This window comes from Demequina aurantiaca (assembly GCF_050598105.1).
GTDB lineage: Bacteria > Actinomycetota > Actinomycetes > Actinomycetales > Demequinaceae > Demequina > Demequina aurantiaca_A.
The window spans coordinates 1,744,403-1,757,241 of record NZ_CP192436.1 but is presented as its reverse complement, the minus strand read 5'-3'; the positions used below and the strand labels follow the sequence as shown (position 1 = coordinate 1,757,241).

The 12,839-nt window shown below is 69.0% G+C and carries 6 protein-coding genes; 3 read left to right on the top strand and 3 right to left on the bottom strand.

The genetic code is table 11. The features are described from left to right. Window positions 1-17: 17 nt before the first annotated feature. Entirely contained in the window at window positions 18-992 is a 975-nt protein-coding gene (locus tag ACQU6B_RS07920; RefSeq protein WP_430867006.1) for an alpha/beta hydrolase, read from the bottom strand. Between the two features lie 60 nt (window positions 993-1,052). Then, a complete protein-coding gene (gene hrpA / locus ACQU6B_RS07915) occupies window positions 1,053-5,735 on the bottom strand; it encodes an ATP-dependent RNA helicase HrpA (protein WP_430867005.1) in 4,683 nt (1,560 codons plus the stop codon). 238 nt (window positions 5,736-5,973) lie between these two features. Between hrpA and dnaE the strand changes: the two genes are divergently transcribed. Next, complete coding sequence (gene dnaE, locus ACQU6B_RS07910; protein ID WP_430867004.1) at window positions 5,974-9,513, top strand: DNA polymerase III subunit alpha; 3,540 nt, start codon at window positions 5,974-5,976, stop codon at window positions 9,511-9,513. 2 nt (window positions 9,514-9,515) lie between these two features. Here the strand turns inward: dnaE and ACQU6B_RS07905 are convergent, their stop codons facing one another. Then, window positions 9,516-10,970: a nitronate monooxygenase gene (locus ACQU6B_RS07905; protein ID WP_430867003.1), complete on the bottom strand. Its 1,455-nt coding sequence runs from the start codon at window positions 10,968-10,970 to the stop codon at window positions 9,516-9,518. Between the two features lie 371 nt (window positions 10,971-11,341). On the opposite strand from ACQU6B_RS07905, the gene ACQU6B_RS07900 reads away from it, so the two are divergent. Together ACQU6B_RS07900 and ACQU6B_RS07895 are read left to right on the top strand one after the other, a co-directional pair. Continuing rightward, the gene (locus ACQU6B_RS07900) at window positions 11,342-12,229 is read left to right on the top strand and encodes an SDR family oxidoreductase (RefSeq protein ID WP_430867002.1); all 888 of its coding nucleotides are present in this window, start codon (window positions 11,342-11,344) and stop codon (window positions 12,227-12,229) included. 209 nt (window positions 12,230-12,438) lie between these two features. Further along, window positions 12,439-12,825, top strand: a complete 387-nt coding sequence (locus ACQU6B_RS07895; protein WP_430867001.1) for a DUF4260 domain-containing protein — start codon at window positions 12,439-12,441, stop codon at window positions 12,823-12,825. Window positions 12,826-12,839 lie beyond the last annotated feature (14 nt).

Sequence of the window (12,839 nt, the reverse complement as noted above, 5' to 3'; positions counted from 1 at the left end):
GCCTGGCGCGGCGCGCGTCAGCCCGCCGCGAGGGAATCGACGAACGCCAGTGCGGCAGCCGAGATCTGCTGACGGGCATCATCGTTCGAGATCGTCGCGACGCCGTCTCCGGGCTGAGGCCCGTAGGCCCCGAACTGAGCGTGGTTTGCGCCCTCGATCTGGGTGAAGGTGGCGTCCGCTGGCAGGTTGGCACGCGAGGCGTCGATCTTCGCGGGCGTCGACAGCCCGTCCTGTGAGCCGGAGATCGACTCGACGGACGCCGTCAGCGACCCGCTGATGTCGCCCGCGGGGTACGACGCGAAGAACATCAGCCCCACCGCGGGGGAGGCCTGGGCGTCCGTGGCGCCCGAGTCGCCGTCGTCCGCCTCCATGGCCGCCACGGTCCCGCCGAGCGAGTGCCCACCCACGACCCACTCAGTGATGTCGGGGTACGCGGGCCGGGCGTTGTCGAAGGCCCCCAGCGACAGGAACGCGATGCCCAGCGGCTGCTTGGGGATCACCACGGTGTGGCCGGACTCGGCGAGGGGCCTCAGCACGGCCGTGTACGCGCGGGCGTCGACCTTCGCGCCGGGCTGGAAGAACACGCCGAGCTCGCTCACCTCGCCAGTCGGCGTCATGACGATCTGCGTGGCCGACTCGCTCACGGTGACCGCGGCATCGGAGTTCATCGCGGCCAGCGCGGGCTCCTGGGCGGTGAACGGGCGCAGCCACCACATCGCCGCCACCCAGACCAACGCCAGCACCAGCAGCACCAGGCGCAGCGCCAGCGACCAGCCGGACCGGCGGACGCGGGGCCGCCGCGACCGCCAGAGGGAGAGAACCGCGACGATCACGGTGACCGCCAACAGGATCGCGTATGCGGGATTGCCGTGGACCACCGCGCCCCACTCGGTCGCGCACGCCCAGACGGCGACCGCGATCCCCAGGACCGCGAGGGTGCGCCCCAGCCAGAGCAGCCATGGGCGGGCCGGGGTCGAGGTGTTCGTTTCCATGGTCGTCTCCTGGTGCCGGTCTCTCAGAGTTCTAGGGGGTGCGTGTTGGCCGATGCGGCGCTAGTTGCCGAGTAGCTTGCGGATGCGCTTGTCGCTGACGGGACCGTCGGTGCCGAGCTGCTGGGCGAACAGCGATACCCGTAGCTCCTCGAGCATCCAGCGCGCCTGCTCGAGCTGGAGCGCACGCTCGGGGTCGGCGCGGCCAGCCAGGTACGCGGACCTGGCCGCCGCGACCTCCTCGGTGATGGTCTGCAGCTGCCACATTCGTTCGGTGTCCCGGTTGGGGTCCGATGGTGCCTTGTCCAGCCGGTGCAGGTCCGCCTTGAGGTACCTCGCGAGGTGGCTGACGCGCGCCGGGGCGATGCGAGTCAGGAAGCCGTCGGAGAGCAGCTCGGCCTTGTGATCGCGAACGTCGGCCATGATCGTCAGCATCGACAGGCTCGACGAGTTGGCGACCGCCACGTCGATGTCGCGGCCAGCGGACAGCGCGGGGACGATGCGTCCCACCAGCGCGTAGACCTCGTCCTCGAGGTGCGTGCGGACCAGCTCGAGCGCCTTCGCGTACTCGGCGGCGTCGAACACGGCCGCGGCGTCGACGTGGGGCCGCTGGGCGGGACCCGTCGCATCGGGCGTCGTCAGGGCCCACACCGAGGCGAACTGCAGGTCCGCGACCAGCGCGTCCGTCGACTGGTACGGGGACGCCGCCAGGGTCAACGCCTGCGTGCCGGTCCACCGGGAGGTGATGCGCTTGGTCCCGATCGAGGCCTCGCGAGCCAGGAGTGTGCGTACCCCGCTTGCGTGGGCCAGGTCGCGCGCCGAGCGGTCTGCGAGCACCCGCAGCGCGGCGGTGGGTTTGGCGGCGCTGCCCTCCTGGACGATGCCCGGGTAACCCCGCACCGTGAGCGCCCCCACCTGGGTGGCGACCTCCTTGGGCAGCGCGCCGGAGGGAAGGCCCTGGGGCCAGGTCTGCAGCGCGGGCTGCTCGTCGATGCTGCGGGGCAGGGCGGCGGCGGCGCTGTCCGTGAGGGCGCCCTGCCGCTCGCGCGCGGCTGAGGAGGATTCGGACGGCGTAGACGATGGTGCGGCGCCCGTATCGGCACCCGCAGCGCCCGCGGCGTCGGCACCGGCGCGCGCGGACTCGGCCGCGTGGGCGACGGAAGCCGGGCCGCCGGGCTTCGCCTTAGCGTGGCCGGAGCCCCGTGGCTGCGCCGCGCTCTGCATGGCGCTCTGCACCGCGGCCCTGGAGCGGTCGGCCAGGAGACGCTGCAGGCCGATCAGGTCGCTGGATTCGCCCAGCACCTCGACGCGCTCGCGGGCGCGGCCGCCTCGTCCCGGCTCGGTGACGAGCTCCTCGACGCGGAAGGTGATGCGCAGGTGAGCGGGCAGCCTTCCGGTCGCCTCGTCCCACGCATCGTCCGGGATATCCACGCCGCGAATGTCGCGCACGGCGCGCGAGAACTCCGCCTGGAAGGGCTCGGCCATGTCCCCGGCGCGGGCGATGTCCTCCCACGCGGGGGTGTGCGAGTCCAGCCACGCGAGCACCTCGCGCGCGGTGTCAGGGGCGGGGACCAGTAGTCGGCGGACGGGCTTGGGCAGCGCGCGAATGGTCGCCGTCGCGAGCTCGTCCATCAGGCCGGGGACCATCCAGTCGAACCCGTCGGCGGACACCTGCGCGAGCACCTCGATGGGGATATGGACCGTGACGCCGTCGGCATCGGTGCCCGGCTCGAACTGATACGTCAGCGGCAGCGTGAGTTCGCCCTGCGGCCAGACCTCGGGGAACCCGCTGGCGTCCACGGTTTCGTTGTCGGGCACCAGGTGCGCGAGGGTGAACGTGAGCAGGTCCGGGGTCTCGCGGCGGGCGTCCTTCCACCACTTGTCGAAGTGGGCGGCGGACACGACGTCCTGCGGCAGGCGCTCGTCGTAGAAGGCGAATAGCGCCTCGTCGTCAATGACCAGCCCGCGGGTGCGCGAGCGCGCCTCGAGGTCGGCCGCCTCGGCGAGCGCGCGCTGGTTGTCGTTCCAGAAACTGTGATGAGTGGTCCACTCGCCCTGCACCAGGGCGTGGGTGATGAACATGTCCCGCGCGGCCTCCGGGTCGACTTGCGCCCACAGCACGGTGCGGTCGGTGACGATGGGCACTCCGTAGAGCAGCACCTTCTCGCGGGCCAGCGCGGCGCCGCGCTTGGTCGACCAGTGCGGCTCGGAGTGGGTGCGCTTGGCCAGCGGCCCGGCGAGTTCCTCCGCCCACTCCGGCTGCACACGGGCCACGTCGCGGGCCCACAGGCGCGAGGTCTCGACCAGTTCCGCCGCCATCACGAATGCCGGCGGCTTCTTGGCGAGCCCTGACCCCGGGAAGATAGCGAAGCGCGCGCCACGTGCGCCGATGTAGTCGTTGCGGCCCTGCTTCTTGGCGCGCCGCACGGCCGCCTCGCGGGCACTGCCCTTGAGGTGGGCGAAGCTCGACGACTTGGGCGCCGCGGTCTCCTGCATCCCGATGTGGGACAGCAGCCCGGCCAGCACCGAGCGGTGGATGGCCTCGTCGTTCCACACGTGGCGCACGGACCCGGGCGCGGCATCGTCCGGCGTGTTCTTCTTGGCCTTCGCCGGGGCGTTCGTGGCACTGCTGCCGCCGGCCGCACTGCCGGCCGATGCATCGGCCGGCTGGGCGTCGTCGGGCGCGACGGGGGTGGGGGCGCGGTGCCTGATCTCGATGCCTAGCGGACGTGCCTGCTGGCGGATCTGCTCCACGAGGTCCTGCCACTCGCGGATGCGCAGGAAGTTCAGATACTCGGCCTTGCACATGCGCCTGAACGCGCTGCTGGACAGCTCGCGTTGGCGCTCGCGGGCGTACTCCCACAGGTTCAGGTAGGAGAGGAGGTCGGAGGCGGGGTCGGCGAAGCGCGCGTGCTGGCGGTCCGCCTTCTCGCGGTGCTCGGTGGGTCGCTCGCGGGGATCCTGGATGGACAGCGCGGCCGCGATGACGGTGACGTCGCGCGTCACGTCGCGGCGCGCTCCCTCGACAATCATTCGGGCGTGGCGCGGGTCGATGGGCAGGCGCGCGAGCTTGCGGCCAACGTCGGTCAGCACGGTTTGGGCGTGGACGCCCTTGCCGGTGGTGACCGCGCCGAGCTCCTCGAGCAGCTGGACGCCGTCGCGGATCGCGCTGGTCTCCGGGGACTCCACGAAAGGGAACTCGGCGACGTCCGCGGGCGAGGACACCACTCCCACGCTGATCATGTGCAGCAGCACCGACGCGAGCGACGTGCGCAGAATCTCGGGCTCGGTGAACGGGGGACGGGTCTCGAAGTCCTCGCGCGCATAGAGCCTGATCGCGATGCCGTCCGCGAGCCTGCCCGCGCGCCCGGAGCGCTGGTTGGCGCTGGCCTGCGAGATGGGCTCGATGGGCAGCCGCTGGACCTTGGTCGCCTTGGAGTAGCGGGAGATGCGCGCCGTGCCGGGGTCGACCACGTAATGGATGCCGGGGACGGTGAGCGAGGTCTCGGCGACGTTGGTGGCCAGCACGATGCGCCTGCCCGCGTGGCGCGAGAACACCTTGTGCTGATCCGCGGCGGACAGGCGCGAAAACAGCGGCAGGATCTCCACGTGTTGCGGGTGGCGGGAGTCGCGGGAGCGAGCACCGAAGTGCCCCTCGAGCGCCTCGGACGCGTCGCGGATCTCGCGCTCGCCGGACAGGAACACCAGGATGTCCCCGGAGCCGTACGTCATGAGTTCCTCGCACGCGTCGACGATGCCGGTGATCAGGTCCTTCTCGTCGGCCTTGGTCTCGCCCTCGAGGGGGCGGTAGAGGATGTCCACCGGGTACGTGCGTCCCGTCACCTGGATGACAGGGGCGGCGCGCTCGTCCGCGGGGGCGTCGACGGCGGCGGCGTCGTCCGGGTCGATCGCGGGTAACGGGCCGCCGCGGGCGAAGTGCCGTGCGAAGCGGTCCGAGTCGATGGTGGCCGAGGTGATGATGATCTTCAGGTCGGGGCGACGGGGGAGCAGGTTGGTCAGGTAGCCCAGCAGGAAGTCGATGTTGAGGCTGCGCTCGTGGGCCTCGTCGATGATGAGGGTGTCGTACGCCAGCAACTCCGGGTCGCGCTGGATCTGCGCGAGCAGGATCCCGTCCGTCATCACCTTGACCAGGGTCTGTTCGGAGGACTGATCCGTGAATCGCACCTGATAGCCGACCACGTCACCCAGCGTCGTGCCGAGTTCCTCAGCGATCCGCTCCGCGACGGATCTGGCGGCGATGCGACGGGGCTGGGTGTGGCCGACCTGCCCGGCGCGCCCGCGGCCCATGTCGAGCACGATCTTGGGGATCTGAGTGGTCTTTCCCGAGCCGGTCTCGCCCGCGACGATCACCACCTGGTTGTCGCGAATCGCCGTCGCAATGTCCTCGCGGCGGGCGGAGACGGGCAGCTCGGCGGGGAAGACAATGTCCGCGAGGACGACGGCCTCGCGCTTGGCCGCCGCGGCGTCGAGTTCCTTGCGGCTCACCCGCGAGGGGCGCTGACGTTGCTGCTGGCGGGGCCGCTGCTGACGTTGCTGCTGCTGGCCGTCCCCGGGCGCCTTCTGCTTGCGCCGTCCCGGTTGGGAGCCCGTGTGCTGGCGGGGCGCTCGCGCCTTGCCGCTCGGCCCGCTCGTATTGTCCGTCCCGCTCGTGCGGTCCGTGTCGCTCGTACGGTCCGTGCCGTCCGAGGATGCGGGGGTATTCGCGGCATCGGATTCGGGGGACATGCCTGCCATTGTCGCAAGTCGCGGGCGTCACGCCTAACCCGGGGACGCGTGCTCACGCGAACCGTCGCCGCCCCCGCCGGGACCCGGCGGGAACTGTGGCGGGCGTGTCGCCCAGCGTGTCGCATCGGCGGGGGTGCTGGAGCGGTCCGCACGGCCGGCACGGCGTGGCGCGGTTGTCCGTGGGTCAGCGCGCGGTTTGGTCACGACCGTGTCGGTCCGCGCGCCTACAATCGGGGCTATGTCAGGCAAGGATTTCAATCATCTCCACGTCCACACCGAATACTCGATGTTGGACGGCGCGGCGCGCATCACCGACCTCATGGAAGAGGTCAAGGCGCAGGGGCAGACGTCGATTGCGACCACTGACCACGGGTACATCTTTGGCGCCTTCGAGTTCTGGTCCAAGGCGAAGGCGGCGGGCGTCAAGCCCATCATCGGCCTCGAGGCGTACCTGACTCCCGGGACGGCGCGCGCGGACCGCACCCGCGTCAAGTGGGGCGACCAGTCGCAGTCGTCCGACGACGTGTCGGCGAACGGCGCGTACACGCACGCCACCATGTGGGCAGAGACCACGTCAGGGATGCACAACCTGTTTCGCATGGCCTCCGAGGCCAGCCTGAGCGGCCACTTTCACAAGCCGCGAATCGACCGCGAGCTGCTGCAGCGGTACTCCAAGGGCATCATCGCGACCACCGGCTGCCCGTCGGGAGAAGTGCAGACGCGCCTGCGCCTGGGTCAGTACAAGGAGGCGGTCAAGGCTGCCGCCGAGTTCCAAGACATCTTCGGCAAGGACAACTACTTTGTCGAGGTGATGGATCACGACCTCGGCATCGAGAAGCGCGTTGCTCCGGACCTCCTTAAGATCGCCAAGGAAATCGGCGCGCCCCTGGTCGCGACGAACGACCTGCACTACACGCGACGCGAGGACTCCGTCTCCCACGAGGCGCTGCTCTGCGTCCAGTCCGGCTCGACGCTCAACGAGCCGACGTACGACAATGGCGGCAAGCGCTTCGCGTTCAACGGCGACGGCTACTACGTGAAGTCCAGCGCTGAGATGTGGGACCTGTGGGGCGATCACCCCGAGGCGCTGAACAGCACGGTCCTGATCGCCGAGCGCTGCGAGGTCGAGTTCAACACCTCCGCGGACTACATGCCGCGCTACGAATGCCCCGCGGGGGAGGACGAGCACTCGTGGTTCGTCAAGGAGGTCCAGGCGGGCCTACACAAGCGCTACCCCAACGGCATCCCCGGTAGCGTCCAGGAGCGCGCGAACTTCGAGATCGACGTCATCGCGGACAAGGGCTACCCGGGGTACTTCCTCGTCGTCGCGGACTTCATCCAGTGGTCCAAGGCCAACGGCATCCGGGTGGGACCGGGGCGTGGTTCAGGCGCCGGGTCCATGGCCGCCTACGCCATGGGGATCACGGATCTCGACCCGCTGGTCCACGGCCTCTACTTTGAGCGATTCCTCAACCCCGAGCGCGAGTCCAAGCCCGACTTCGACATCGACTTTGACGAGCGCCGTCGCGGCGAGGTTATTCGCTACGTGACGGACAAGTACGGCGAGGACAAGGTCGCCCAGATTGTCACGTACGGCACGCTGAAGGCCAAGCAGGCCCTCAAGGACGCTGCCCGCGTGCTCGGCAAGCCCTACTCGGTGGGCGAGATGCTGACCAAGGCGTACCCCGAGCCGCAGCAGGGGCGCGACATGCCGCTGGCCGGCGTGCTCGACCCCAAGCACCCGCGCTATGGCGAGGGCAACGACTTCCGCGCGCTGATCGAGTCGGACCCCGACGCCAAGGAGACGCTCGAGCTCGCCAAGGGACTCGAGAACCTCAAGCGCCAGTGGGGCGTCCACGCGGCCGGCGTGATCATGTCCTCCGACCCGCTGATCGACATCATCCCCATCATGCGCCGCGAGGCCGATGGCGCGATCATCACGCAGTTCGACTACCCCACGTGCGAGGCGCTTGGGCTGGTCAAGATGGACTTCCTGGGGCTGCGTAACCTCACGATCCTGGACGACGCGCTCGAGAACATCGTCAACAACGGCAAGGACCCGCTGGTCCTCGAGGATCTTCCCCTCGAGGACGACGAGGCGTTCAAACTCCTGGCGCGCGGCGACACGCTCGGCGTGTTCCAACTCGACGGCGTTGCCATGCGGCAGCTGCTGCGTCAGATGGGCCCCGACAGCTTCGAGGACATCTCGGCCGTGCTCGCGCTGTACCGCCCCGGCCCCATGGGAGTGAACTCCCACACCAACTACGCGGAACGCAAGAACGGCCGTCAGAAGGTCGACTACATCCACCCGGAGCTCGAGGCGCCGCTCAAGGAAGTCCTCGACATCACCTATGGGTTGATCGTCTACCAGGAGCAGGTGCAGCGCGTCGCGCAGATCGTGGCCGGCTACACGCTCGGTGCCGCAGACCTGTTGCGGCGAGCCATGGGTAAGAAGAAGCCCGAGATCCTCGAGAAGGAGTTCGCGCCGTTTAGCGCCGGCATGCGCAAGAACGGGTTCTCCGAGGAGGCCATCAAGGCGCTGTGGGACACGCTCGTGCCCTTCGCCGACTACGCGTTCAACAAGGCGCACACCGCCGCTTACGGAATCCTGAGTTTCTGGACGGCGTACCTGAAGGCGCACTATCCGGTCGAGTTCATGGCGGCGCTCCTGACGTCCGTGGGCACGGATAAGGACAAGTCGGCCATCTACCTGGCCGAATGCCGGCGGATGGGCATCACGGTGCTGCCCCCGGACGTGAACCAGTCGATGGCGCGATTCTCCGCCGTGGGCGGCGACATTCGCTTTGGTATGACGGCGGTGCGCAACGTGGGCCACAACGTGGTCGCGGAGATCGTCAAGACCCGCGCGGCTAAGGGGGAGTTCACGTCCTTCTCGGACTTCCTGGACAAGGTGCCCGCCGCCGTGTGCAATAAGCGCACCATTGACTCGCTCGTGAAGGCAGGCGGGTTCGACTCGCTCGGCCACACGCGGCGCTCGCTGAACGCGGTCCACGAGCAGGCCATCGACTCCGTAGTCGGGGTCAAGCGCAAGGAGGCCACCGGGCAGTTCGACCTGTTCGGGGACGACCCCGAGGTGGGTGGCGGCGTCAATGTCGAGGTTCCCACGCTCGAGGAGTGGGACAAGAAGACGCTGCTGAACTTTGAGCGGGACATGCTCGGGCTGTACGTGTCCGACCACCCGCTGTCGGGGCTGGACCACATCATCCGCTCGGAGGCCTCGCACCAGATCCTCGCGGCGACGCCGGCCAACGGCGTCAAGGACGGGGACCAGGTGGTATTCGCGGGCTTGTTGACCCGGGTAGACCGCCGCATCGCGAAGTCCGGCAACCCCTACGCGATTGTGACGCTCGAGGACATGACGGGGGAGACCGAGATATCCTTCTTCGGCAAGACCTACGAGACCTACGCTCGCGACCTGACGGACGACGCCGTCATCGCCATCAAGGCCAGGTCCCGCGAGCGCGGCGACGGCGGGCTGCAGTTCAGCGCCGTCGAAGTTCGCATCCCCAACCTCAACGTGCAGGACAACTCTCCGGTCGTCATCACGGTGCCCGCGACGCGCGTCACGGCTCAGTTGGTGGAGCAGGTCAAGGGAATCCTCGGCACGCACCCAGGCGGCGTCGAGGTGCGCATGCTGCTCACCGGCTCTGAGGAGCCGGTCATGATGCGGCTCGACGACAAGTTCCGAGTCGCGCGCTCGAGTGCCCTGTCCGGGGACCTCAAAGCAGCGCTCGGCCCCAACTGCCTCTCGACCTAGCGCTAGCTGGCGGCGAGCAGCCAGTCCAGCGCCTGGCGCGCCGTCCACCCGCCCGGGTGGAGCGCCGCGAGGCGTTGCGGTCCGTCGAGGTCCGCGCCCAGGGTGATGAGGGGCTGCTCGACGTAGCCCGTGGCGCGCGTCTGCCCCAGGCCCACATTCGCCATGAGCGCATTGCACAGGCATAGTCGCCCGGCGGTGTCCTCCGGGGCGCCTCCCTTGCGCGTGAACTGTTTCTCCGGCTCGGACGGGCACCGGTGACCCACCGTGCCGTTGGCGCGCAGGTATGGGACGCCGAGGAAGCCCAGGTCGCACAGCCGCGGGCGTGCCTGAACCGTCTCCGGTTCGGACAGCGACCCCTCCAGCTTGGCGACCTTGAACGGGAAACCGGTGGGGGAGCCGCGCAGGTCGGTGTGCACTTCCAGGGACCCGTCTGCGACCCCGGCCACCAGCGAGGTGCGAGTCGAGGGCTCGAAGTTGGCGTCGCTGCACAGTGCGAAGAGCGTTCCGACCTGGACGCCGACTGCCCCGGCCGCCTGTGCCGCGACGAGGCCCTCCGGGGTTCCGTACGCGCCGGCCAGCCAGAACGGCATGCCGATGGCGGCGACCTTCGCAATGTCCGCGTAGTCTCGTGGCCCGAATTGGGGCTCGCCGGACTCGTCCACGACGGGCTTGCCGCGGGGTGGGGCGTTGTGGCCGCCCGCGCGGGGACCCTCGATGACGAAGCCGTCAGGGCGGATGGTCTCGTCACGAGCGAGGTACTCCGCAAGAACGTGGGCGGACACCACGGCAAGGAAGCGCGGGCGCTTCAGCGGTGGCAGCGTCACGCCAAGCAACTCGGTGGGATCGAGAGCGACGGCGAAGCTGCCGGGTTCGGCTCCGACCACGGCCACCGGGAAGTTGAGTGCGGCGTGGCTCGCGAGTTGGTCGAGCAAGTGAGGGATCTCGCGAGGCAGGCCGGCCCCCATGAGTACGTAGTCGACTCCCGCGAGCATCGCGCCGTAGGCCGCCGCGGGGGTGGCCATCTGGACCTTCTCGAGGTAGTTGATCCCCACGATTCCGTCGTGGCCCTCCTTGGCGAGCCACACCTCTACAAAGTTGCCCAGCACTGCCAGTTCCTGAGACTTTCGACCCTGCTTGACGGCTAGTCGAGGCACAGGGGCGTACGGCTTTCCGGGCGCGCGCCCGTCGGGCAGGAAGTAGCGCTTGGTGGCTCGCTCGGCGATGGCCTGGACCGGGAACGCAGCGAGCGCCCGGCGCATGTGCCCGCCCTGGTCGCCGTCCTGCAGCCTGCGGGTGAGCACGAGGTCGAGGCCGACTCCTGAAACGACGCCCAGCTGCCCGGCTTGAGCCACCTCAGAGGCGAGTCGCCACGAGGATACGGCCGCGCCCATCCCGCCCTGAATGATGCTCGGGGGAGTGGGACTCGCGGGGGCTGCTGACTGCGGTGTTGCGGCCATGGGAACCGCCTCCTGTCGTTGACGTCACGCTAACCTACGCAACCGTAGGTAGCCGGGGCGAAGGTCCCGGGTAAGGTCCGGGCGACTCTGCCGGTTGCCCCGACCGTCTGACCCCGCGCCCGCTCGGCGCCCCAGGCGCGCTATGGGTCGGTTTACGCATGATTCTGCGGGCGTCTGCGCGGTAGTGGTCCGTTTTGGCCCGTCTTCACCCTCGCCGGGCTGGTGCCTCACCGGGGTGCTAGCCTCACTTCATGGCAACACTCTGATCCGCGCGCATCCGCACTCGCCGATGCCGCGCACCCCGAGCCCCTCGCACCCGACGCAACCGCGCGCCGTGAAGTGCGCACCTCACCCATCAGAACGGATCAGCCATGCACTCATCAGCCAACCCTCAATACCCACTCGTCGGCAAGACCGCGCTCGTGACCGGGGTGTCACGCCGCCGCGGCATCGGGTTTGCCGACGCTATGAAGTTTCTCGAACTCGGCGCGAGCGTGTTCATTCAGCATCATCGTCCGCATGACCTCGACCAGCCGTGGGGCGGCGACGACCTAGACAAGGTGCGGGCGGAACTCGAGGCGGCGCGCGTGGGCGATGCAAAGGTGGGCGACAGTGCCGCGGACCTGAGCGACCCTGCCGCGATTCCTGCGCTCATGGATTCCGCGGTCGCGTTGACCGGACAGCTCGACATCCTGGTCTGCAACCACGCCAAGAGCGGGGACGACGGCGGAATTCTAGACATGACCCCCGAGCGCCTCGACTCCGCGTGGGGCACCAACGCTCGGTCGGTGTTGCTGCTGACTCGGGCGTTCGCCGAGCTGCACGCCGCAGCGGCCCGCGACGGGCGGCCGCTCCAGCCCGGAGAACGCGTCGGCGCCTCTGGACCCCATGCGGTGCCGGTCGCGCGAGTCTTCTGGATGACCTCCGGGCAGATTCACGGTCCGATGCGGGGTGAGGTCGCCTACGCCACGAGCAAGGCGGCGCTCGCGGGTATCACCCCGACCGTCGCCGCGGAGTTGCTGGAACTCGGGATCGTTCTCAACACCATCAATCCCGGTCCGGTGAACACCGGGTACCTGGACGCAGACACCACGGACCGCTCTCTCGACAACCTCGCGGAGGTGAAGGCGGCGATGCCGTTCGGACGCTTCGGGCGCCCGGCGGATCCGGCGTCCCTGATCGGATGGCTTGCCACGGACGACGGCGCATGGGTGGTGGGCCAGGTCCTCACCACGGATGGCGGGTTCAGCCTCGGGTAGCCGGGCCCGCGTGCCAAATCGGACCCGCAGAGCGCGCACACCCCCTAAAAGCGTGCGAGATCGGACCCATAGGGTCAGGGGTGGCGTGGCGGGGTCCGGACCATTCACCCGAGACTCACCATTCACCCGAGACGCCCCATTCACCCGAGACTCACCATCCACCCGCGACGCCCCATTCACGCGAGACGCACAATCCGTAGGCTGGGCGCATGAATCCAGTTAAGTGGCAACGAGTCGAGAGCATCGCGATCGCGCTCGCCATCATCGTCGGGATGGTCGTCCTTGACTTCGCGTGGTGGTGGCTGCTTGCGTTGTTCCTGGTCTTCGACCTGTCCGCGCTCGGCTTCCTGGCCAACCCCAAGTTGGGAGCGCTGTTCTACAACGCGGTGCACAACTACGCGGGTCCGGCGATCCTGGTGATCGTCTACTTTGCGACGGACCTGCGTTGGGTTGCATTGATCGCCATGGCGTGGGGCTTCCACGTGGCCGTGGACCGCGGCCTCGGTTATGGGCTCAAGCACGATGACGACTTCCAGCACACCCACCTGGGGTGGATCGGCAAGCGCAAACCAGAATCCGGGACTGCGCCAAACTGACGCGCTGGGAGGGC